The following is a 21,456-nucleotide window of genomic DNA, read 5'->3' as shown; positions in this document are numbered from 1 at the left end:
TCTTCTCCCCAGCGGGGAGAAGGTGCCGGCAGGCGGATGAGGGGGCCGCACGGCACGTCGGTTCGTCCAGATAATTGGCTCTTCAGAGACCCGACGTCTGCAATTTCCCGCGCGCCTCGATCATCGGGATCGCTTCCGAATAGCTGACGCAGGCGACGTCAACCCGGTTGCAGACGTCGCTGACCAGTCGGTCGAGGGCGCGCCAGTAGGCGCCGCCGTTCATTTCGACGAAGTGGAAGCCGAGCTGCAGCGGGATGCGGGCGCCGGCATATTGCTTGTCGAAAGCCTCCTTGAAGGCGGCATAGGCGCGCTCCTCGAATTCCGCGGAATCGGCCGTATCCTCCTCACCCTTGGAATGGCGGACGAAGAGATTGTAGTCCATGCCGATGATCGGCTTGTCATTCGGGCCTTCGGGGATCAGCGGCAGGCCGAAGCGGATGATGCCGTCTTCCTCGACAGGCATTGCCGGTCCCTTGGTGACGAGGCTCGCATCATAGGTGAAGCCCGCCTTCTTTTCGGCGGTGATCATATCGGCGCCAGCCGTCGCGGAGAGGTAGGGCGCGCGAAAGCCCTTAATGCCGTGATCGACCAGATCCTGCCAGCCGGCCGGTGCCTTGAGATCGACGCTCTTCCAGGCGTTTTTCAATGTCGCATGAAAGGTGGCGTACTCGGCCGACCAGTCGGCCTCGCTCCAGAGGCGGCCGTCGAAGTGGCCGCAGGCATGGCTCGATATGTCATGTCCTTCGAGATGGGCGTGCCAGATATTGCCGAGGCGCTCGCGGATCTCGTCGTCGCTCTGGGCGAAGCCGACATTGGATTTTCCGCGTTTTTGGTGCGGCGCCTGATAGGCCTTTTTCGCCGCCTCGTTCATCAGGAAAGTGCAGGAGAGGAAATAGGTGAAATGGGCGCCGTTTTTCGCTGCCATCTCGCGGCTCTTCAGCCACAGCGCGTTGTCGTGGGCGCCGTCGAAGGAAATGATGACGAGCTGTTTCGGCCGGTCGGCCGCCTCTGCAATTGCCGGAACGAGGAGCGAAACAGAAAGGCAGGCGGAGAGGAGGGAACGAGACATGGGCACCGCGACAATTTGTTCGCGGTTTCCCTCCGATAGAATTGCGGCGAAGCTGCGGTCGCGCTGGCATTTTTTCGCGCCAGCCGGTAAGCCATGACAAACGGCACGGAAGGGATCCGCAATGACATTGCTTATCGTCGGCATCATACTTTTCCTCGGGGTGCATCTGGTGCGGGTGCTGGTGCCGGACTTTCGCCGTTCGATGATCGCAAGCCTCGGCGAGAAGGGCTGGCGGGCGGCCTATTCGATTGCCAGCATAGCCACACTGATCCTATTGATCTACGGCTTTGGGCAGGCGCGGCAGGTGACCGGAACGCTTTACAATCCACCGGTCTGGATGGCGCATATCGCAATCACGCTGATGCTGATCGCGATGATCTGTCTCGTCGCCTCGCTGCTGCCGGCGGGGCATATCGCGACCAAGACAAAACATCCGATGGTGCTGTCGGTGAAGATCTGGGCACTGGCGCACCTGCTCGCCAATGGCGAGACGTCGTCGGTTCTGCTGTTTGCCGCCTTTCTCGCCTGGGGCGTTATCCTGCGCATTTCCTTGAAGCGGCGGCAGCGGGCGGGCGAGATCACGCTCCGACCGTTCGTCTCGGCCAAGTACGACCTCTATGCCATCATCATCGGCATCGTCGTCTGGGCGCTGATCATCTGGAAGCTGCACGAATGGTTGATCGGCGTTTCGCCGCTCGTCATCTGACGAATCTTTCACATCCCCCTTACAACGGCTGCAAAATGGAGTAGAAGGCCCGACAATATGCGTTTTGCATGGTGTATGGGTATTTCCGCGGCCGGAGACGAGAATGGCATTCAACGACGACAGCTTCATCCGTGAAGTCAATGAGGAATTGCGGTCTGACCAGATGAAGGGCGTCTGGCGCCGGTTCGGCCGCTATATCGTCGTCGTCGCCATCCTGATCGTCGTCGGTACCGCCGGCAAGGTTCTCTACGACTATTGGGACGACAACCGCTCCTCCGGCACCGGCGACCAGTTTCTGGCGGCAATGAAGCTAGCCGACGAGAACAAGAACGACGAGGCGCTGGCCGCGCTCGACAAGCTTGAGAAGGAAGGCCATGGTGCCTACCCGGTGCTGGCGCGCATGCGGGCCGCGACCGTTCAGGTGCAGAAGGGTGATACCGCCGCGGCAATCGCCGCCTTCAACGAGATCGGCAAGGACAATGCCATTCCGGCTGCCGTGCGCGATGCCGCCAAGATGCGCGCCGGCTGGCTGCTCATCGAGAACGGCACTTACGAACAGGTTTCGGCGGCGATCGAGGAAATGGCCGTTCCGGGCAACGCCTTCCGTCATTCGGCGCGCGAGGCACTCGGCCTTGCCGCTTACAAAGCCGGCAACATGGCGCAGGCGCGGCAGTGGTTCCAGTCGATCGTCGACGATGCCGACAGCCCACGCAATGTTGCCAATCGCGCCCATATGATGCTTGATCTGATTACCGCATCCGGCAAGGCGCCCGCCGCTCAGGGCTGATCGCGTTAAGGACAAGATATGAGTTTCACGGTCGCGATCGTCGGTCGTCCGAATGTCGGCAAGTCGACACTTTTCAACCGGCTGGTAGGCAAGAAGCTGGCGCTTGTCGATGACACGCCGGGTGTTACCCGCGACCGCCGGCCGGGCGATGCGCGGCTGATGGGCTTGACCTTCACGATCATCGACACGGCTGGTCTGGAAGAGGCCGACGCGGAAAGCCTGCAGGGCCGGATGCGGGCGCAGACCGAAGCGGCGATCGACGAGGCGGATCTTTCGCTTTTCGTCGTCGACGCCAAGAGCGGATTGACGCCCGTCGATACCGACCTTGCCGAAATGCTGCGCCGGCGTGGCAAGCCGGTGGTGCTCGTCGCCAACAAATCCGAAGCGCGCGGTTCCGACAGCGGTTTCTACGACGCCTATACGCTCGGGCTCGGCGAGCCGACGCCGATTTCGGCAGAGCATGGGCAGGGCATGCTCGACCTGCGCGATGCGATCGTCGCGGCGATCGGCGAGGACCGTGCCTATCCCGAGAAAGAGGATGTGGCGGTTACCGACGTCGACATTCCGCAATCATCAGACGAGGGCGACGAGGACGAAGAGCCGACCTATGATGATACGAAGCCGTTGCGCGTGGCGATCGTCGGGCGGCCGAATGCCGGCAAGTCGACGCTGATTAACCGCTTCCTCGGCGAGGATCGGCTGCTGACGGGACCGGAAGCGGGTATCACTCGCGATTCCATCTCGGTCGAATGGGACTGGCGCGGCCGCATCATCAAGATGTTCGACACGGCCGGCATGCGCCGCAAGGCACGGGTGATCGAGAAGCTGGAGAAGCTTTCGGTTGCCGACGCATTGCGCGCCATCCGCTTCGCCGAAACCGTCGTCATCGTGTTCGATGCCACGATCCCCTTCGAGAAGCAGGACCTGCAGATCGTCGACCTCGTGCTGCGCGAGGGCCGCGCCGCCGTGCTCGCCTTCAACAAGTGGGACATGATCGAAGATCGGCAGGCGGTGCTTGCGGATCTGCGCGAAAAGACTGACCGGCTGCTGCCGCAGGCGCGCGGCATCCGCGCCGTGCCGATCTCCGGCCAGACCGGCTGGGGGCTCGACAAGCTGATGCAGGCGATCATCGATACCGACAAGGTCTGGAACAAGCGCATTTCGACGGCGCGGCTCAACCGCTGGCTGGAGACGCAGCAGATCCAGCATCCGCCACCGGCCGTTTCCGGCCGCCGCATCAAGCTGAAATACATGACGCAGGTCAAGGCCCGCCCGCCGGCCTTCATGATCTCCTGCACCCGGTCGGATGCGCTGCCGGAATCCTATACGCGCTATCTGATCAATGGCTTGCGCGCGGATTTCGACATGCCGAGCGTGCCGATCCGCATCCATTTCCGCTCGCCTGACAATCCGTTCGAAGGCAAGAAGAGGCGGACGTAGGTTGGGCTTACTGTGATTGGAGAGTTCTGACGCACGTCGTGCGGTCACCCCTCTGCCCGGCAGTATCACTGGCACTGTGATAGCTATCCGGCAATCTAAGCCACGCTTCGGTTCAGCGCCTCACGCAGCGCCACTATTTCCGCCTGGAGGCGGGTGAGGTCGACTGCGTCGCGACCACTGGCGGCGGCGATGCAGCCGGGGATGCCGATCGCCTTTTCCTTGAGGCGCTTGCCTTCGTCCGTCAGCCGAAGCACCACGACACGTTCGTCGTCCTTGCTGCGTTCGCGGCTGACATAACCGGCGGTTTCCAGGCGTTTGAGCAAGGGGATCAGCGTGCTCGATTCCAGGAAGAGCTTTTCGCCGAGGCCGCCGACGGTCTGGCCATCCCGCTCCCACAGCGCGACCATGGCGAGATATTGCGGATAAGTGAGGCCGAGCGTGTCGAGAAGCGGCTTGTAGACGCGATTTAACGCGTGCCTTACCGTATAGACGGCGAAGCAGATGAAATTGTCGAGCTTCAGCTGGTCCTGCAAGACAATGTCGACCATCAAGACCGCAGTTTCCGCAGCAGCACTCCTGGCAGCTTCCGCCGTCGGCGCCGGCGCTGGTCATCGTCGACGAGAACGACGTGCTGCGTGACGAAGGCGAGGCCTATGCCCGCAAGCTCAGCCCAGGCCGGTGTCCGCGTCACGTCAATGCGCTACAATGGCACGATCCACGATTTCGTGCTGCTGAACGCCATTGCCGAAACGCCTGCCACGCGCAGCGCGATTGCGGTCGCCAATGAGACGCTTCGCAGCGCTCTTCACAAGTAAAACCAATCAGTCTGCGGATGGGACAGGCCCGGCGGTTTCGCCGGGCTTTCTGCTTCTTGGAAGCGACTTGGTGGCAAATTGCCAGGCCCTCTTCCATTTCGGTGTGATGACGCCGTTGGCGGCGCGAATATTGTTGATGAACTGCAGCGTCGCCGCTTCCCAGGAATATTGCATGGCGAGCTCGCGCGCCTTGTCTCGGGAGGCGGAAAGGGCGGCAAGGCATGCGGCCTGCAGATTCTGGTCGAGCGCCCCGACTTCGCTATCCTCGCCGATGATGTCGAGCGGGCCGGTGACCGGATAGGCTGCGACCGGCACGCCTGATGCCAGCGCTTCGAGGATGGTGTTGCCGAAGGTGTCGGTGAGCGAGGGAAAGACGAAGACGTCGGCCTGAGCATAGGTTTTCGCCAGATCCTCGCCGAACTGCACGCCGGTGAAGAAGACGTCGGGATATTGCTTTTCAAGCTCGGCGCGCGCCGGGCCGTCGCCGACGACGACCTTCGAACCGGGTAGGTCGAGATCGAGAAAGGCCGGCAAGTTCTTTTCCAACGCCACGCGACCGACCGTCATGAAGATCGGACGAGGGAGGCCGAAGGGCTCGTCTTCAAGCGGCATGGGGTGGAACTGCGTGGCATCAATGCCGCGGGTCCAGGGCATCAGATTCTTGATGCCGCGCGCCGATAGCTCGCGGGCAAGGCTCGGTGTCGCCACCATACAGCCGGCGCCGCCATTGTGGAACCAGCGCACGAAGGCGTAGAGCCAGCTCTGCGGGATGGGCAAGCGGGCGGAAACATACTCCGGAAAACGGGTGTGATAGCTGGTCGAGAAGGGCATGCGCTTGCGCAGGCACCAGCGGCGGGCGGTCAGCCCCAACGGGCCTTCGGTGGCGATATGCACGTAGGAGGGATTGTGCTTTTCGATCTCGCGGGCGATGCGGCGGTAATTGGCGATCGACAGGCGGATCTCGGGATAGGTCGGGCAGGGGATGCTGTTGAAGCGCTCCGGCGTCACCATCGAAACCTCGACGCCCATCTTCGCCAGTTCGCGGTTGGTGTTCTCGATCGAGCGCACGACGCCGTTGACCTGCGGGTGCCAGGCATCGGTGACGATCACTAGCCTCTCAGGCAGGTTTCCGGCGGCTGCGGCATTGGCCCAGCTCTCGCCGCTATAAGTGTTTGCCGGACGTTGCAGCATGTCACGATTTCCATCCGCGTCGCAGTGATATGCCAACGCTCAACCCCTCAGCGGGGTTCCGGAACGGCGATTCCCGCTTCTATATTTTGAGGCATGACCATGATGGAAATATTACAGCCCATATTGCAAGGATTGCAGGGCTTTCGCCGGCCTGACCGCCCCGATTATGTCGGCGGCTGGCGGCGGTTCATTCGAAAAGAAGAAAGTCACGGCGCCGGTCGTGGACCGGCGCCGCCTGGGAGGTCAAGCTGCAGCGGAAGCCGAGCTTGCGGTCGGAACTTCCGAGATCGTCTTCAGAACCTGCGAAGCGATCTGGTAGGGGCAGCCCTGCGAGTTCGGGCGGCGATCTTCCAGATAGCCCTTGTAGTCGTTTTTCACGAACGAGTGCGGCACGCGGATCGAGGCACCACGGTCGGCAACGCCGTAGGAGAACTTGTTCCACGGAGCCGTCTCGTGCTTGCCGGTCAGGCGCTTGTCGTTGTCAGGACCGTAGACGTTGATGTGGTCCATCAGGTTCTTTTCGAACTGCGCCATCAGCGCTTCGAAATAGGCCTTGCCGCCGACTTCGCGCATGTACTTGGTCGAGAAGTTGCAATGCATGCCCGAGCCGTTCCAGTCGGTGTCGCCGAGCGGCTTGCAGTGATACTCGATGTCGATGCCGTACTTTTCGGTCAGGCGCTGCAGGAGGTAGCGTGCCATCCAGATCTGGTCGGCGGCCTTCTTGGAGCCCTTGCCGAAAATCTGGAACTCCCACTGGCCCTTGGCCACTTCGGCATTGATGCCTTCGTGGTTAATGCCGGCAGCGAGGCAAAGGTCGAGATGCTCTTCGACGATTTCGCGGGCAACGTCGCCGACGTTCGAATAGCCGACGCCGGTGTAGTAGGGGCCCTGCGGAGCGGGGTAGCCCTGCTCAGGGAAGCCGAGCGGACGGCCGTTCTGGTAGAAGAAATATTCCTGCTCGAAGCCGAACCAGGCATCTTCGTCGTCGAGGATGGTTGCACGAGCGTTGCTCGAATGCGGCGTGACGCCATCCGGCATCATGACTTCGCACATGACGAGAGCGCCGTTGGTGCGGGCCGGATCGGGATAAATGGCGACGGGCTTCAGCACGCAGTCAGAGCTGCGGCCCTCGGCCTGCATGGTCGACGAACCGTCGAAGCCCCACAGCGGAAGCTGTTCCAGCGTCGGGAATTCATCGAATTCCTTGATCTGCGTCTTGCCACGCAGGTTCGGTACTGGTGTGTACCCATCGAGCCAAATGTACTCGAGCTTAAATTTTGTCATCGCGACTCTCTCAATGCTACGAAGGTGAGCAAATCCGGAGGTGATCTCGGCGCGCGAGCGCATCCGACCGCCAGGGATGACGCTTTAAAAGCACGTAGCGTGCCAGTTTTGGCGCCACGCGAAAGAAAAATCGCGAACCAGCGTGTCGTCCGATTTTTTCCGTTTTGGAAAATCGGGCTGTTTTTAACGCTCACTGGCGGTATCGCCCATCAAATCGCACTTTTTCCATGTGGAACCGGATGAAAATTGCGGCGTTAGGCTGAAATGATGAAGTGTTAAACAAATTATCGGAAGCTTTTAGCCGAGACAGCATGCCGACCGATTACAATTGCAACATTGCCCTTATTTTATGCAATTTGCATAAACTATGTGCATTATGCTATGTAGATGGTCCTGAAATGTTGATGCGCCGAACTGAATGGAGGCGATCTCATGCCCACCGATTTCCATCGTGAATCCGCAACGATCTACCAGTTTCCCGTTAAGGCGATTCGAAACGCCAACCGGTTCGAACGCGCCAGGCTGATGGAGCGCGAGGCCGCAGACGTCTGCGATGCTGCGCTCGACAGCTGCTGGTACCATGACGAGGCAGTTCGCGATTCCGATCGGCCGACGAAGTCCTGATTTCCCCTGGCAGCGGGCAACCGATGCCGAAAGCGGGGAGCGCTCGCACATGGCGTTCATACTGCGTCAGCATGTGCGGCCTAAAGGCATGTCTCGCTAAGCGAATCTGAAAGATCGCGCCGCTCTAGCCGCCATCCAATCCAAGCTTTTCCCTTGGGACCAACGCACCATGTTCGCTGACGACGCGGGCAGCGACCTTTGTTGCGAAGCGGGCGGCGGCTGGTGCATCGCCAGCTTCGAGATATCGTGCGAGAAAGGCGCCATTAAAGCTGTCGCCGGCGCTGGTCGTGTCGATCACCTTCTCCACTTTTTCAGCCGGAACGAAGGTTTGCTCGCCGGCAAAATTCAGCGTGACACCGTCAGAGCCGTTCTTGACGACGATATGAATGGCGCCGAGTGCGCGATAGCGGTGGATCGTTGCCTCGATGGAATCATCGCCGAAATGGGCCGCCTCGTCGTCGAAGCTCGGCATGACAAGCACGGAGGAGCGAGCGCCTTCGCTGATCGTCGTGTGCATGACGTCGTAGCTGGACCAGAGCCGCGGGCGGATGTTCGGATCGAAGACGACGAGCTTGCCGGCGGCCTTGGCGCGACGGACTTCGGCAAGCAAGGTCTCGGCATCCTCATGCGGCAGGATGGCAAGGGTGATACCGGAGAAATAGACGACGTCAGCGCTCTCCACCGCCTCGCGCAGGCGGTCGGGATCGGCTGCCAGGCTGCGGGCGGCGGCGCTGTCGCGCCAGTAGCTGAAGGAGCGTTCGCCATTCTTCAGGTTGATCATGTAGAGGCCGGGCGTCCTGCCCCTGATGCGGCGGATGAGGCTGGTGCCGATGCCCGCCTTGTCGATGAAGGCTAGCATCTCATCCGACATGGCGTCGTCACCGAGGGCGGTGAAGTAGTCGACCGACCAGTCGGCGGCAAGGCAGGCACGGGCGTACCAGGCGGTGTTGAAGGTATCGCCGGCAAAGCCCTTGCGCAGCAGACCATCGCCTGCCTGCGAGAGTTCCACCATGCATTCACCAATCGATAGAAACCGTCTGCTCACCTTGTCCTCCCGGCACTAGAGCGCCGCGCGTCCAAGGACGCGCTAAGGACGCTCTATCACTTTGAATTGGCGCCTAACCCCGAAAATCGATTCCGATTTTCGGGGTTAGGCGCTGGTCCTCATTCGCTGATACGCGGAGAGCATGAAGGTGGCAAGCGCCGATAATAAGGAAGATGGAACCCTCACTTTCATGGGCGAGATGAAGGCCGCTTGCGCGGCCCTCGTTCTGCTCATGGCCTGTCCATGTGATAACAGGCGGCCTTCTGGCCGGGGCGGACCTCCTCGGTCGGCGGCATTTCGGTGCGACAGATGTCAGTCGCCTTCCAGCAGCGCGGTGAGAAGACGCAGCCTTTCGGCGGGTTAAGCGGCGAAGGCGGGTCACCCTGCAGACGGATGCGGGTGCGCAGGCGCGCAAGCTTCGGATCCGGGATCGGCGCGGCGGAAAAGAGCGCCTGCGTATAGGGATGAGCGGGATGATCGAAGACGGTGGCACAACTGCCTGCTTCCACCACCCTGCCGAGATAGAGCACCAGCACATCGTCGGAGATCAGCCGCACGACGGAGAGGTCGTGGCTGATGAAGATCAGCGTCAGGCCGAATTCCTTGCGGAGCTTGCGCAGAAGCGTGATGACCTGGCCCTGGATTGAGACGTCGAGGGCCGAAACCGGCTCATCGCAGATGATGAGCTTCGGTTTGGTAACGACCGCGCGGGCGATGCCGATGCGTTGCGCCTGGCCGCCGGAGAATTCGTGCGGATAGCGGTTGATCATCTCCGGCACCAGTCCGACGGCGGTCATGATCTCGCGGACGCGTTCGGTGCGCTCGGCTCTTGATAGCTTCGGCTCGAAGACGGTGAGCGGCTCGGCGATGATGTCGCCGACCGTCATGCGCGGGTCGAGCGAGGCGATCGGATCCTGGAAGATGATCTGCATGTCGCGGCGGGCGGCCCGCATTTCCTCGTCCGACAGGTCGAGCAGGTTGCGGCCCTGCCAGAGGATACGGCCCTTCTGCGATTTCAACAGCCGTAGGATGGAACGCCCAAGTGTGGACTTGCCGCAGCCGGATTCACCGACAATGCCGAGCGTGCGGCCTTCACTGAGGTCGAAGCTGACATTGTTGACGGCGGTGAGAAAAATCGGCGGCTTGAAGAGGCCTTTCGCCGGCAGTTCGAATTGGGTCGTCAGGTTCTCGACCCTTAGAAGCGATCGTTCAGCCATGGTTCAGCAGCTCCTCGCGACGCGGGAAGGGGTGGTAGCAGGCGGCGCAGTGATGCGGCGCCAGCGTTTCGAGCAGCGGCGGGCGGTCGATGCAGTCGTCCTGGACCTGGGAACAGCGCGGCGAGAAATTGCAGCCCTTCGGCAGGTGCTGCAGGTTCGGCGGGCGGCCCGGAATGACGACGAGGTCGTCGACATCCTGGTCCGGGCGCGGGATCGAGGCATGCAGCGCCGCCGTATAGGGATGCGCCGGATTGTCGAAGAGCTCGTCGACGGGCGCTTCCTCGACGATGCGGCCGGCATACATGACGGCGACGCGATCGGCGAGGCCGGCGACGACGCCGAGATCGTGGGTGATCATGATAAGCGCTGTGTTCATCTCTGCCGTCAGATCGTTGAAAAGATCGAGGATCTGCGCCTGGATGGTGACGTCGAGCGCCGTCGTCGGCTCGTCGGCGATCAACAGCTTCGGCCGGGTGAGCAGCGCCATGGCGATGACGATGCGCTGGCGCATGCCGCCGGAGAGCTCGTGCGGATAGAGATGAAAGCGCCGTGTCGGGTCGGGGATGCCGACGCGTTTCAGCATGTCGAGGGCAGCAGTGGATGCGGCGCGCGCCGTCAGCCCGCCGTGCACCTCGAGCTGTTCCGTCAACTGCCGGGAAATCTTCAGCGATGGATTGAGGGCTGTCATCGGATCCTGGAAGACCATGGCCATGTCCTTGCCGCGGATCTGGTCGAGTTCGCGCGGTTTCAGCGCCAGCACGTCCTTGCCTTCGAGCAGCGCCTGTCCCGTCGTTTTGCCGTTCTTGGCGAGCAGCCCCATGATGCCGAGGAAGGTCTGGCTCTTGCCGGAACCGGACTCGCCGACGATAGCGATGCGCTCGCCGCGCTTGACCGTCAGGTTCATGTTCGAGACCGCCTTCACCTCTCCATCCGGTGTCTTGAAGGTGATCGAGTAGTCTTTGAGTTCGAGAAGGGTGTCTTTTTGTGTTTCCTGGGACATTCTTAGCGATCCTTCGGGTCGAACGCGTCGCGCAGGCCGTCGCCGATGAAGAGCAGGCTGAGCAGCAGGGCGACGAGGAAGCTTGCCGGGGAGACCAGCAGCCACGGCATGCTTTCCATGGCATCGGTTCCCTCGGCGATCAGTGTGCCGAGCGAGGTCAGCGGTTCCTGCACGCCGAAGCCGAGATAGGAAAGGAAGCTTTCGGTGGCGATGATTTCAGGCACCGTCAAGGCTGCGAAGATGACCACCGGTCCGACGAGGTTCGGGATGATGTGTTTGATGATGATCTTGAACGGCCGCTGCCCGGATGCGCGGGCCGCTTCGATGAATTCGCGATGCTTGATCGACAGCGTCTGGCCGCGCACGATGCGGGCCATGGTCAGCCATTCCAGCGCGCCGATGGCGGCAAAGAGCAGATAGACGTTGCGACCGAAGATCACCATCAGCAGGATGACGAAGAGGATATAGGGAAGCGCGTACATGATATCGACGAAGCGCATCATGATCGCATCCAGCCTGCCGCCGATATAGCCCGAGACCGCGCCGTAAAGCACGCCGATGAAGACGGAGACGACGGTCGCCGTCAACGCCACGGCAAGCGAGACGCGGGTGCCGTAAAGGACGCGAGCGAGAAGGTCGCGGCCGTTCGGGTCGGTGCCGAAATAGTGGCCGGTTTCGATCGAGGGCGGTATGCGGAAGGCCGCCCAATCCGGATCCTCGTAGTTGAAGGGAATGAACCAGGGGCCGAGGAAGGCGGCGAGGATCAGCAGCGTCAGGACGACGATCGACAGGACCGCGGCCTTGTTGCGCCCAAGGCGGCGCAAGGCATCCCTAGTGAGCGAGCGGCTTTCGGGCGCAAGACCCTCCGCCTCCAGAAGTTCCTGGGCGAGCAGCTCGCGTTTTGCGGGGTTGAGGATCATCGGTTTCTCACTTTCGGATCGAGCCACGCATAGGCGATATCGACGAGAAGGTTCAGAACGACGATCAGCACCATGTAGAAGATGACCGTGCCGAGAACCATGCCGTAATCGCGGTTGAGCGCCGCGTTGATGAAGTAGCGGCCGATGCCGGGCAATCCGAAGATGCTCTCGACAACAAGCGAGCCGGTGAGAAGGTAACTAGCCGCCGGTCCGAGATAGGAGACCACAGGCATTAGTGCGGGTTTCAGCGCATGGCGCATCACGGTCAGCCGCGGGCCAATGCCCTTGGCCTTGGCGGTGCGGATGAAGTTCTGGTTCATCACCTCGATCATCGAGCCGCGGGTGATGCGCGAAATGCGCCCTGCATGCGGCAGAGCCAGAACGACGATCGGCAGGATCAGGAACTTGATCGATCCGTCACCCCAGCCGCCGACCGGAAGCCAGGCGAGATGGATGCCGAAGACGAGCTGCAGTATGGGGGCGATCAGGAAGTTCGGCAGGACGACGCCAATCAGGATGAGGGCGCCGAGAATGTAATCCGGCGTCTTGTTCTGATAGAGCGCCCCAAAACAGCCGACGGCGACGCCGACGATGATGGCGAGCAGAAAGGCTGCGGTGCCGATCGTGAAAGTGTAGGGCAGACCGATCATGATCTGCTGGGCGACGGTGAAATCTTCGCTGGCGAAGGAGGGGCCGAGATCGCCCCGGAGCAGGTCACCGACATAGATCAGGTATTGCTGGATGAGCGGCTTGTCGAGGTTGTAGTGAGCCGCAAGGTTTTTCAGGATCACCGGCGGCAATGGCCTTTCGCCATCGAAAGGGCCGCCGGGGGCAAGGCGCAAAACAAAAAAGCAGGCTGTGACGGCGATCCACAGAACGGGGATCGTCGACAGGAGGCGACGGAGTGCGTATTTGATCATGATCGTGGGCCGGTCCTTTCCGCAGTGCGCGGAAAGGACCGTTTTCCCTTACTCTTTCATCGACAGCCAGCGGGTGCGGTGGATGTCCTGGATATTGTCGACGAAGCCTTCGATCTTCGGCGAGACGACATTCTTCGAGACGTAGTAATAGATCGGCAGGGCGGCGGATTCATCGAGCGCCAGCTGCTCGGCCTTTTTGAAGATCGCGGCACGCTTGGCGAGATCCGTCTCCGCGTTGCCTTCCTTGATCATCTTGTCGTACTCGGGATTGGACCAGCGGCCGTAGTTCATCTGCACGCCTGTCACCAGGAGGTTCAGGAAGTTGTCCGGGTCGTTGTAGTCGGCGAGCCAGCCGGCGCGGCCGATTTCGACCTGGCCACGCTGCATCTGGTCGTAATGCACCTTGGTTTCGGCGTTGACAAGCTCGACATTGACGCCGAGCGGCTTCCACATGGAGGCGATCGCGACGGCGATGCGCTTATGGTTGTCGTTGGTGTTGTAGCTGAGCACGGCGTGCAGCGGCTTGTCCGGGCCGAAGCCGGCTTCGGTCAGAAGCTTCTTGGCTTCGGCGACCTTCTCGTTATAGGGCAGGTCCTTCCAGCTGACATAGGCCGGCTCGCCGTAATTTGCCGTGCCCGGCGGCACCCAGGAATAGGCCGGCAGTTCGCCGGTGCCGAGGATCTGTGGGCCGATCACTTCACGGTTGATCGCCATGGAGAGAGCCTGGCGGACGCGCTTGTCGCTGAAGGGCGGCTTCTGCGAGTTGACGACGTAATAGTAGAGGCCGGAGAAGGGGGCGACATGCGCCTGGCCCGGCAGGTTCTTCTTCATCCACTCGTACTGGTCGGTCGGGAAGTCGGTGAGAATGTCGAACTCGCCTGCGCGGTAGCGCTTCAGCGCGGCTTCCTGATCCTCGAGCACGAAGAACTTCGCGCCATCGATCTTCAGGTCCTTGGTGTCGTACCACTGGTCGTTCTTGACCGTGGTGACATGCGAGCCCGGAACCCATTCGACGGGTTTGTAGGGGCCGTTGGTGACGATGTTGCCGATCTTGACCCAATCCTGACCCTTCGCCTCGACGACATGCTTCGGCAGCGGGTAGGCGGTGTAGTGCATCAGCGCATTGATGAAATAGGGGGTGGAGTTTTCAAGTGTGATCTCCAGCGTCTTGTCGTCGATCGCCTTGACGCCGAGCTGGTTGAGATCGGTTATCTCACCCTTGTTGATCTTTTCCGCATTCTTGATGGTGAATTGCAGATAGGCATAATCGGCGGCATTCTTCGGGTCGACGAGGCGCTGGAAGGCGAAGACGAAGTCTCCTGCCGTGACCGGCTGGCCATCGGACCACTTGATGCCGTCGCGAAGCTTGAAGGTGTAGACCTTGCCATCAGGCGAAATCGTCCAGCTTTCAGCCTGGCCGGGGATCGGATTATCCTTGGCGTCCTCGGTGACGAGGCCTTCGAAAATGTCGCCGGCGATACGGTTCTCCCAGTCGCCGGAAAGCTTCTGCGGATCGAGCGACTGCGGGTCGCCACCATTGTGAATGTTGAGCGTGGCCGCATGGGCCGAAAACGCCAGCAATGTGCCAAGCATTGCAGAGGCGAGAAATTTTTTCGCGAAATGGTTCATGGTGGGTCCACCTTTCTAGGCTTTTCGCCTTTATTAGACATTTGTTCCCGGTGTTTGACCTCTTACGTGCAGGTCAGCGCGCACATTATCGCAAAGGCTTTGCGTTGCAACCCCAAATCCGGAGGGTGGAACCGGGTTGTGGACAAGCCTATGTACGTCTCCCCCTTGTCGGTTCGCGACGATGCGTCGCGGCGTTTCGCAACACCTTCATAACCGCTTCACATGGTTGTCTTTTGTTTCGTCCGCTTTAGTGTGGCGAGCGCAAACGAGGCAGGAGATGTAGCCGATGGCATTGCAGGCAGGCGGGAGTGCGGACTGGTGGCGCGGTGCGGTGATCTATCAGGTCTATCCGCGCTCGTTTCAGGACACCAACAGCGATGGTCTCGGCGATCTCAGGGGAATCACCCGCCGGCTGCCGCATATTGCCAGCCTCGGCGTCGACGCGATCTGGCTCTCGCCCTTCTTCAAGTCGCCGATGGCCGACATGGGCTACGACGTTTCCGATTATTGCGACGTCGATCCGATCTTCGGCACGCTCGCCGATTTCGACGAGATGATGGCCGAAGCCCACCGGCTCGGCATCAAGGTCGTCATCGACCAGGTGATCTCGCATACCTCCGACCGGCATCCCTGGTTCGTCGAGAGCCGGTCGAGCCGGACCAATCCTAAGGCGGACTGGTATGTCTGGGCCGACCCGAAGCCTGACGGCACGGCGCCGAATAACTGGCTGTCGATCTTCGGCGGGCCGGGCTGGGAGTGGGATGGCGTGCGCCGGCAATATTACCAGCACAATTTCCTGACCTCGCAGCCGGACCTCAACTTCCACAGCAAGGCGGTGCAGGATGCGGTGCTGGAGACAGTGAAGTTCTGGCTCGACCGCGGCGTCGACGGCTTCCGCCTGGACACGGTCAACTATTATTTCTGCGACAAGCTGCTCAGGAGCAATCCGCCGCACGAGCCCGACGAGGATGATGCAGGCCTCGATGCGCCCGATACCAATCCCTACGGCATGCAGAACCATCTTTATGACAAGACGCAGCCGGAAAATGTCGATTTCCTCAAACGCTTCCGGGTGCTGCTCGATCAGTACGAGGATCGCACGACTGTCGGCGAGGTCGGCGATGGAGCGCGTTCGCTGAAGACGGTTGGCGCCTATACGAGCGGCGGCGACAAGCTGCACATGTGCTACACATTCGATCTGCTCGGACCGGATTTCACCGCCGAGCATATCCGCGGCTGCGTCGAAGCTTTCCAGAAGGCGGTCACGGACGGCTGGGTCTGCTGGGCTTTTTCCAACCACGACGTCATGCGCCATGTCAGCCGGTTTGCGCTGACGGAGGAAGAGCGCCCCGCCATCGCCAAGCTGGCGATCTCGGTGCTTGCGGCGCTGCGCGGCTCGATCTGCCTCTATCAGGGCGAGGAGCTCGGTCTGCCCGAGGCGGAGCTCGCCTTCGAAGACCTTCGCGATCCCTACGGCATCCGCTTCTGGCCGGCCTTCAAGGGCCGCGATGGATGCCGCACGCCGATGCCCTGGGAAGCCGGCAAGGCGCATGCGGGCTTCACCTCCGCGGAAAAGAGTTGGCTGCCGGTGCCTTACGAGCAGGCAGCGCTTTCCGTGGATACGCAGGAGGCGGGCGACAACTCGGTGCTGCATCACTACCGCAGGACGCTCGCATTCCGGAAGAGCCACCCGGCGCTGATCGACGGCGACATGATCTTCATCGGCACCAACCAGGACCTGCTCGCCTTCACCCGCGAAAAGGACGGCGAAAAACTGCTCTTCGTCTTCAACCTGACGCGCAAACCGACGGAATTCCGTCTGCCTGATGGTATGGTGCTCGGGGAACCGCTTGAGATTCCGGGCTTCGAGGCGGTAGCGGGCACGGGGTCAGTGAAGCTTGCGGCGCTGGATGGGTTTTGTGCGCGGGTTTGACGGTTATTTCAGAAGCTTATCGTAATCTGCGTGCGAGCCGATCCAAAACCAGATGATGTCATCTCCGTCACTGACGGCTAAAGCTCTCCAGGATGCACCGACGCGCGCCGACCAAAACCGGCCGACGCGTTTGAAATGCAAGGAGGGATGTCTGGGATCTTGTTTGAGCAGATCGAAGTTTCCGTCAGCCAACTTGCGTATCTGTTCAGGCAAGCGGTCATACGCCTCCCAGAAGGCGGGAGTTGCGTGGTGTTTCAAAGCCGTCTTGTCTTTCCGGCACGAAAATCGGCAAAGGCCTTCTCGGCGAGATGATCGAGTTTGCCACTAGCAGCATCTGCTTCCATCTGCCTGTCCCAGCGTTCGGCTTGAAGGGCTTCAAACCACGCCGAAAAGGCTTCGAACTCGTACTTATCGAGTTCGGTAACGATCTTTTCAATCTGTTCCAGCTTCGTCATAATCGGCTCCAACGTTACCGCAAAATAAGCGCTGCCGCGGAATTTGCCAAGGATTCCGTCACCCGATCAGCGCGAACTTGTCCACATCCACCATGCCGCGGTCGGATATCTTCAGGTGCGGGATGACCGGCAGCGGTAGGAAGGCGAGTTGGAGAAAGGGTTCCTCCAGCGTGGCGCCCAGCGCCAAGGCGGCTTTGCGCAGTTGGTGGAGCGTATCGCGGACCGTCTCATAGGGCTCGAGGCTCATCAAGCCGGCGATGGGCAGGGCGATTTCGCCGGTGACCTTGCCGTCTTCGACGACGACGAAGCCGCCCTTGATCTGGCCGAGGCGGTTTGCGGCGCGTGCCATGTCGTCCTCGTTGACACCGACCACGCAGATATTGTGGCTGTCATGGCCGACGGTCGAGGCGATCGCACCCTTCTTCAGGCCAAAACCCTGGACGAAGCCGTTGGCATGGTTGCCGTTCTTGCCGTGGCGCTCGATGACGGCGACCTTGATGATATCATTGGCAAGATCGACGGTCGTCTCGTTGCCCCTGACGGGCAGGCGGTAGCGGCGATGCTCGGTGATGATCTTGCCCGGCATGACGCCGATGACAGGCGTCTCGCCTTCGGCGACCGGGACGCCGAAATGGGCGGCGTTGACGGGACGGGCCTTGACGCTGTCGAGGCCGATCGGGGCAACCGGCCTGCGCGAGGAAAAGAGCGCATCGGTGACGCGGCGGCCGGCGGAAAAGACCATGTCGGCGCGGCAGTTTTCCAGGCTGTCGAGCACCACCAGATCGGCGCGCCAGCCGGGCGCGACCAGGCCGCGGTCCCTCAGACCGAAGGCGCGGGCGGCCGAAATCGAGGCGGCGCGGTAGATCGCCAGGGGCTCGACGCCGCTCGCGATCGCTGTGCGGATCATATGATCAAGATGGCCCTGTTCGGCGATATCGAGCGGATTGCGGTCGTCGGTGCAAAGCGCGAGGAAGGGTGAAAGCCGCTCGGTGATAATGGGTATCAGCGCAACGAGATCCTTGGATACCGAACCCTCGCGCACGAGGATATGCATGCCCTTGCGGATCTTTTCCAGCGCTTCGGCGGAGGTCGTGCATTCGTGCTCGGTGCGGACGCCGGACGAGAGGTAACCGTTGAGGTCGTTGCCTGAGAGCAGCGGCGCGTGACCGTCGATATGGCCGCCCTGGAAGGCATCGAGCTTGGCCATGCAGACGGGATCCTTGTGGATCACGCCGGGGAAATTCATGAATTCGGCAAGGCCGATGACCTTCGGATGGTGGCGGTAGGGCAGGAGGCTTTCGATCGGCAGGTCGGCGCCGGAGGTTTCGAGATGCGTGGCCGGAACGCAGGAAGAGAGCTGGACGCGGATGTCCATGATCGTCTCCAGCGCGGATTCAAGAAAGAATTCGATGCCGGCGGCTCCGAGGACATTGGCGATCTCGTGCGGATCGCAGATGACGGTGGTGACGCCATAGGGCAGAACGCAGCGGTCGAATTCATGCGGAGTCACCAGCGAAGATTCGATATGCAGATGCGTGTCGATGAAGCCGGGAACGACGATCCTGCCCGAGATGTCGATCTCGGTCTCGCCCTCATAATTGCCTGAGGTGCCGACGATGCGATCGGCGCCGATGGCGATGTCCGACTGGACGAGTTCGCCGGTGACGAGATCGAAGAAGCAGCCGCCCTTCAGCACGATATCGGCCGGCACGCGGCCGACGCCCTGGTCGATGAGACGTTCGAGTCTGCTGGTCATGGCATTGCTCACATTACAACCGATTCCGAAACTTATAGCCGATCTGCCGCGACAAGCGAGTGCCGCAAAAACGAAACCGGGCGCCACAGGGGCGCCCGGTCGGTGACGGTCAGCGATGGTTTACTCGGCGGCGACGATCTTGCCGGCTTCCCACTTGTAGAGCGAGAAGCTCTGCGAGGTCAGGTCGCCGGTCTCGCCGTAGGTGACCTTGCCGATGGCGGTCGGGATCTCCTTGCCGTCCTTCAACGCGGTCGCGACGGCTTCCGCATCCTCGGCGCTGCCGGCCTTCTCGATGCCGGCTTTCAGTACCTCGACGGCGGCATAGGCGTTTAGCGTGAAGGCTTCGGCGGGGATGTTCTTGGCGGCGAGCGCGTCGGCTGCGGCTTTGGAATCCGGGCTCTTGGTGGCGTCGGAAGCGTTGGTGAAGATCGTGCCTCCTGCCGCATCCGTGCCGATTGCCCAGAATTCGGTGTTGGAGAGTCCGTCGCCGCCGATGATCGTCGTGTTGGCGGCGAGGTCATGCAGCTGGCGCGCGAGCAGGCCGCCTTCCGGGTGGTAGCCGCCGAAATAGACCACGTCGACCTTCTCGGACTTGATGCGGGTGGTGAGCGCGCTGAAATCCTTGTCACCAGGCGTGATCGCGTCGTTGATGACTTCGGTGATGCCGCCGGCGTTCAGCGTCGCCTTGAAGGCATCGGCGAGGCCCTTACCGTAGGCGCCCTTGTCGTTGACGATGGCGACGCGCTTGTCCTTGAAATTCTTCAGCACATATTTGGCGGCGACTTCGGCCTGCTGATCGTCCCGGCCGCAGGTGCGCAACACGTTGGTCAGGCCGCGCTTGGTCAAGTCGGGGGCCGTCGCGGTCGGAGTAACCATCAGCACGCCGTTTTCAGCAAGCACGTCCGAAACGGGAATGGCGACGCCCGATGTCACCGGGCCGACGACGAAGCGGATGCCGTCGCCGACGACCTTGTTGGCGGCGGAAACGCCCTGTTTCGGTTCGCCGGCATCGTCGGCCAGTTCGAGGACGACCTTCTCGCCAAGAATTCCGCCCTTCTTGTTGATCTCGTCGACGGCGGTCTGAGCGCCGTTCTTCACTTGGTCGCCGTAGGCGGCGACAGGGCCGGTCAGCGGCGCGATCAGGCCGATGGTGATATCGGCATGGGCAAGCGGCGCAAAGGCGAGCGACGCGACGAGGGTCGCCGTCAATGTCTTGAGGGTCATTGTCTGTCTCCTTGGATGGGGTCTTTCGACCCGCGATGAGGTGCCGCGCCGGATTTTCCGGATCGTTCAACGGCCCCCAGGCCGTGCCAAGGACGATCGATATCGGCGCGATCGATGCGCCCTCCGGCCATATTTGGCTCAAATGGGTGCAACGGCAAGATTTCTAAGAATTTTGGTGAGATTTCGCAAGTTGATAACAAAATGAAACGAAAATCGAGCCGATCCGGCGCGAAATAACCAAAATCGTCGATCGTGGCGTCGTCTGCAGAGCTCCGGAGGGTGTTTTACCCGCATCTGCGCGGTGCCGATGAACCTGCCGAATTTCGCGAAACTCTTCGTCTTTCTGAATAGCCGAATTCGGTTTCGAGATTAACGCTTGATTGTACCAATTAGAGTAGAATCATTGTTCGTGCATATATTGCTGCGATGCAAAAGAACGGTCGATAATAAACAGAGAGATATTTCAGGAACAGAGATCTGGATGCTCAAGCGTATCGAAGCCAGACAGGTGCGCAACGGAATGTTTGTGGAGGCGATCGAGGGTGCATGGCAGGACCCTCTTCTGTCCAAGCGGAGATTTCTGTTGCGCCGTGAAGTCGATGCCCTGAAGCTTCGTAAGAGCGGCATTGAAGGTGTTATCATCAACACCAGCAGAGGCCTCGACATCGACGGTCTGCCAGGCGGCAATATCGAGATCGACACCAAGGCGGCACGCGAGACCATCCAGAAATCCGTGCAGGTCCTGGAAAGCGTTTTCGGCCGGCTCCAGCATGGTGATGGCATCAGCTTCGATCAGGTGGCGCCGGTGATTTCCTCGGTCTCCAAGTCGATGGATGACAATCCCACTGTCTTTTTGAGCGTTACGCGTCTGAAATCCAAGGACGAAGTGACGTTTCTGCATTCGCTTTCGGTGAGTGCGCTGATGATCCTTTTCGGCCGTCATCTCGGACTTGACGAGACGACCGTGCAGATGCTTGGCACGGCAGGATTGCTGCACGACGTCGGCAAGCTCGAAATTCCACTCAAGATACTCAACAAGGAAGGGCGCCTGGACGAGGACGAGATCAAGATGATCCGCGATCATCCGGAAAAGGGGCACGCAATCCTGTCACGCCAGGAAGGCATGCCGGAGATCGTTCTCGACGTCTGCCTCAACCATCATGAGCGTATCGACGGCAAGGGATATCCCCGCAGGCTTTCCGAAGCGCAGGTCAGCTTCCATGCGCGTCTTGCTGCGATTTGCGACGTCTATGACGCCATGACCTCCGTGCGGCCGTATAAGGCGCCATGGAGTGCGAGCCAAGCCCTGAAATGGATGCTTGGCAATGAGGGGCAATTCGATCGCCGGCTCCTGAAGAAGTTCGCCCTCTGCCTTTCGGTCGCCGCCGTGACCTGAGGCCTATCCAACAAAAAAGGCCTGCGCGGATTTACAGCGCCGCGC

20 protein-coding genes and 1 pseudogene are annotated in these 21,456 nt (G+C 60.9%); 7 read left to right on the top strand and 14 right to left on the bottom strand.

Features of this window, described 5'->3' with window-relative positions; translation table 11 throughout:
* Positions 1–82 precede the first annotated feature (82 nt).
* Positions 83–1,069 carry a polysaccharide deacetylase family protein gene (locus tag BS630_RS21430; RefSeq protein ID WP_077979258.1) on the bottom strand — a complete coding sequence of 329 codons (987 nt, stop codon included), beginning with the start codon at positions 1,067–1,069 and terminating at the stop codon, positions 83–85.
* A gap of 121 nt (positions 1,070–1,190) precedes the next feature.
* Between BS630_RS21430 and BS630_RS21425 the strand changes: the two genes are divergently transcribed.
* From BS630_RS21425 to der, 3 genes are all read left to right on the top strand, one after another.
* A complete protein-coding gene (locus tag BS630_RS21425; protein ID WP_017961554.1) occupies positions 1,191–1,775 on the top strand; it encodes an NnrU family protein in 585 nt (194 codons plus the stop codon).
* Between the two features lie 103 nt (positions 1,776–1,878).
* Positions 1,879–2,562, top strand: a complete 684-nt coding sequence (locus tag BS630_RS21420) for a tetratricopeptide repeat protein (protein ID WP_077978958.1) — start codon at positions 1,879–1,881, stop codon at positions 2,560–2,562.
* 18 nt (positions 2,563–2,580) lie between these two features.
* A complete protein-coding gene (gene der / locus BS630_RS21415) occupies positions 2,581–4,002 on the top strand; it encodes a ribosome biogenesis GTPase Der (RefSeq protein ID WP_077978957.1) in 1,422 nt (473 codons plus the stop codon).
* A 95-nt stretch (positions 4,003–4,097) separates the two neighbouring features.
* Here the strand turns inward: der and BS630_RS21410 are convergent, their stop codons facing one another.
* The gene (locus BS630_RS21410; protein ID WP_077979257.1) at positions 4,098–4,535 is read right to left on the bottom strand and encodes a MarR family winged helix-turn-helix transcriptional regulator; all 438 of its coding nucleotides are present in this window, start codon (positions 4,533–4,535) and stop codon (positions 4,098–4,100) included.
* A 47-nt stretch (positions 4,536–4,582) separates the two neighbouring features.
* On the opposite strand from BS630_RS21410, the pseudogene BS630_RS21405 reads away from it, so the two are divergent.
* Positions 4,583–4,817 (top strand): annotated as a pseudogene (locus BS630_RS21405) (alpha/beta hydrolase fold domain-containing protein); the annotation flags it as partial.
* 6 nt (positions 4,818–4,823) lie between these two features.
* Here the strand turns inward: BS630_RS21405 and BS630_RS21400 are convergent.
* The gene (locus tag BS630_RS21400; RefSeq protein ID WP_077978956.1) at positions 4,824–6,008 is read right to left on the bottom strand and encodes a glycosyltransferase family 4 protein; all 1,185 of its coding nucleotides are present in this window, start codon (positions 6,006–6,008) and stop codon (positions 4,824–4,826) included.
* 243 nt (positions 6,009–6,251) lie between these two features.
* Entirely contained in the window at positions 6,252–7,292 is a 1,041-nt protein-coding gene (locus BS630_RS21395; protein ID WP_077978955.1) for a glutamine synthetase beta-grasp domain-containing protein, read from the bottom strand.
* A 432-nt stretch (positions 7,293–7,724) separates the two neighbouring features.
* Between BS630_RS21395 and gstI the strand changes: the two genes are divergently transcribed.
* Complete coding sequence (gstI, locus tag BS630_RS21390; protein WP_077978954.1) at positions 7,725–7,916, top strand: glutamine synthetase translation inhibitor GstI; 192 nt, start codon at positions 7,725–7,727, stop codon at positions 7,914–7,916.
* 124 nt (positions 7,917–8,040) lie between these two features.
* Here the strand turns inward: gstI and BS630_RS21385 are convergent, their stop codons facing one another.
* The 6 genes from BS630_RS21385 to BS630_RS21360 all read right to left on the bottom strand — a co-directional run bounded on the left by BS630_RS21385 (position 8,041) and on the right by BS630_RS21360 (position 14,647).
* Positions 8,041–8,961, bottom strand: coding sequence for a sugar kinase (locus BS630_RS21385; RefSeq protein WP_077978953.1), 921 nt, complete (start codon positions 8,959–8,961; stop codon positions 8,041–8,043).
* A 230-nt stretch (positions 8,962–9,191) separates the two neighbouring features.
* Complete coding sequence (locus BS630_RS21380) at positions 9,192–10,178, bottom strand: ABC transporter ATP-binding protein (protein WP_077978952.1); 987 nt, start codon at positions 10,176–10,178, stop codon at positions 9,192–9,194.
* On the bottom strand, positions 10,171–11,178 hold the full coding sequence (locus BS630_RS21375; protein ID WP_017961544.1) for an ABC transporter ATP-binding protein: 1,008 nt from the start codon (positions 11,176–11,178) through the stop codon (positions 10,171–10,173). The genes BS630_RS21380 and BS630_RS21375 overlap by 8 nt, the downstream gene beginning before the upstream one ends.
* Positions 11,179–11,180: 2 nt before the next feature.
* Positions 11,181–12,098 (bottom strand): ABC transporter permease, encoded by a 918-nt coding sequence (locus BS630_RS21370; protein ID WP_077978951.1) that lies wholly within the window; start codon positions 12,096–12,098, stop codon positions 11,181–11,183.
* Entirely contained in the window at positions 12,095–13,018 is a 924-nt protein-coding gene (locus BS630_RS21365; RefSeq protein WP_017961542.1) for an ABC transporter permease subunit, read from the bottom strand. The genes BS630_RS21370 and BS630_RS21365 overlap by 4 nt, the downstream gene beginning before the upstream one ends.
* A 48-nt stretch (positions 13,019–13,066) precedes the next feature.
* Positions 13,067–14,647: a peptide ABC transporter substrate-binding protein gene (locus BS630_RS21360; RefSeq protein ID WP_077978950.1), complete on the bottom strand. Its 1,581-nt coding sequence runs from the start codon at positions 14,645–14,647 to the stop codon at positions 13,067–13,069.
* A gap of 286 nt (positions 14,648–14,933) precedes the next feature.
* On the opposite strand from BS630_RS21360, the gene bglA reads away from it, so the two are divergent.
* A complete protein-coding gene (bglA, locus tag BS630_RS21355) occupies positions 14,934–16,580 on the top strand; it encodes a beta-galactosidase BglA (protein WP_077978949.1) in 1,647 nt (548 codons plus the stop codon).
* Between the two features lie 3 nt (positions 16,581–16,583).
* On the opposite strand, the gene BS630_RS38060 is transcribed toward bglA, so the two are convergent.
* The 4 genes from BS630_RS38060 to BS630_RS21335 form a co-directional block, all read right to left on the bottom strand.
* Positions 16,584–16,838: a type II toxin-antitoxin system RelE family toxin gene (locus tag BS630_RS38060; RefSeq protein ID WP_077978948.1), complete on the bottom strand. Its 255-nt coding sequence runs from the start codon at positions 16,836–16,838 to the stop codon at positions 16,584–16,586.
* On the bottom strand, positions 16,835–17,035 hold the full coding sequence (locus BS630_RS21345; protein ID WP_077978947.1) for a hypothetical protein: 201 nt from the start codon (positions 17,033–17,035) through the stop codon (positions 16,835–16,837). Before BS630_RS21345 ends, BS630_RS38060 begins: the two co-directional genes overlap by 4 nt.
* Before the next feature lie 58 nt (positions 17,036–17,093).
* Positions 17,094–18,791 carry an adenine deaminase gene (ade, locus tag BS630_RS21340; protein WP_077978946.1) on the bottom strand — a complete coding sequence of 566 codons (1,698 nt, stop codon included), beginning with the start codon at positions 18,789–18,791 and terminating at the stop codon, positions 17,094–17,096.
* Positions 18,792–18,911: 120 nt separating this feature from the next.
* Positions 18,912–20,015, bottom strand: a complete 1,104-nt coding sequence (locus tag BS630_RS21335; protein ID WP_025395513.1) for a branched-chain amino acid ABC transporter substrate-binding protein — start codon at positions 20,013–20,015, stop codon at positions 18,912–18,914.
* A 481-nt stretch (positions 20,016–20,496) separates the two neighbouring features.
* Between BS630_RS21335 and BS630_RS21330 the strand changes: the two genes are divergently transcribed.
* The gene (locus BS630_RS21330) at positions 20,497–21,411 is read left to right on the top strand and encodes an HD-GYP domain-containing protein (RefSeq protein WP_077978945.1); all 915 of its coding nucleotides are present in this window, start codon (positions 20,497–20,499) and stop codon (positions 21,409–21,411) included.
* Positions 21,412–21,456: the final 45 nt, after the last annotated feature.

The sequence above is a fragment of the Rhizobium laguerreae genome (genome assembly GCF_002008165.1).
Classification (GTDB): domain Bacteria; phylum Pseudomonadota; class Alphaproteobacteria; order Rhizobiales; family Rhizobiaceae; genus Rhizobium; species Rhizobium laguerreae.
The sequence above is the reverse complement of the archived record's forward strand: the minus strand, read 5'-3'. Positions and strand labels throughout refer to the sequence as shown.

Coding starts and splice junctions, on each gene's coding strand:
- BS630_RS21335 (WP_025395513.1), bottom strand. CDS start 20,015: ATGACCCTCAAGACATTGACGGCGACCCTCGTCGCGTCGCTCGCCTTT.
- BS630_RS21365 (WP_017961542.1), bottom strand. CDS start 13,018: ATGATCAAATACGCACTCCGTCGCCTCCTGTCGACGATCCCCGTTCTG.
- BS630_RS21370 (WP_077978951.1), bottom strand. CDS start 12,098: ATGATCCTCAACCCCGCAAAACGCGAGCTGCTCGCCCAGGAACTTCTG.
- ade (WP_077978946.1), bottom strand. CDS start 18,791: ATGACCAGCAGACTCGAACGTCTCATCGACCAGGGCGTCGGCCGCGTG.
- BS630_RS21380 (WP_077978952.1), bottom strand. CDS start 10,178: ATGGCTGAACGATCGCTTCTAAGGGTCGAGAACCTGACGACCCAATTC.
- BS630_RS21330 (WP_077978945.1), top strand. CDS start 20,497: ATGCTCAAGCGTATCGAAGCCAGACAGGTGCGCAACGGAATGTTTGTG.
- der (WP_077978957.1), top strand. CDS start 2,581: ATGAGTTTCACGGTCGCGATCGTCGGTCGTCCGAATGTCGGCAAGTCG.
- BS630_RS21360 (WP_077978950.1), bottom strand. CDS start 14,647: ATGAACCATTTCGCGAAAAAATTTCTCGCCTCTGCAATGCTTGGCACA.
- BS630_RS21375 (WP_017961544.1), bottom strand. CDS start 11,178: ATGTCCCAGGAAACACAAAAAGACACCCTTCTCGAACTCAAAGACTAC.
- bglA (WP_077978949.1), top strand. CDS start 14,934: ATGGCATTGCAGGCAGGCGGGAGTGCGGACTGGTGGCGCGGTGCGGTG.
- BS630_RS21420 (WP_077978958.1), top strand. CDS start 1,879: ATGGCATTCAACGACGACAGCTTCATCCGTGAAGTCAATGAGGAATTG.
- BS630_RS21400 (WP_077978956.1), bottom strand. CDS start 6,008: ATGCTGCAACGTCCGGCAAACACTTATAGCGGCGAGAGCTGGGCCAAT.
- BS630_RS21345 (WP_077978947.1), bottom strand. CDS start 17,035: ATGACGAAGCTGGAACAGATTGAAAAGATCGTTACCGAACTCGATAAG.
- gstI (WP_077978954.1), top strand. CDS start 7,725: ATGCCCACCGATTTCCATCGTGAATCCGCAACGATCTACCAGTTTCCC.
- BS630_RS21430 (WP_077979258.1), bottom strand. CDS start 1,069: ATGTCTCGTTCCCTCCTCTCCGCCTGCCTTTCTGTTTCGCTCCTCGTT.
- BS630_RS21425 (WP_017961554.1), top strand. CDS start 1,191: ATGACATTGCTTATCGTCGGCATCATACTTTTCCTCGGGGTGCATCTG.
- BS630_RS21395 (WP_077978955.1), bottom strand. CDS start 7,292: ATGACAAAATTTAAGCTCGAGTACATTTGGCTCGATGGGTACACACCA.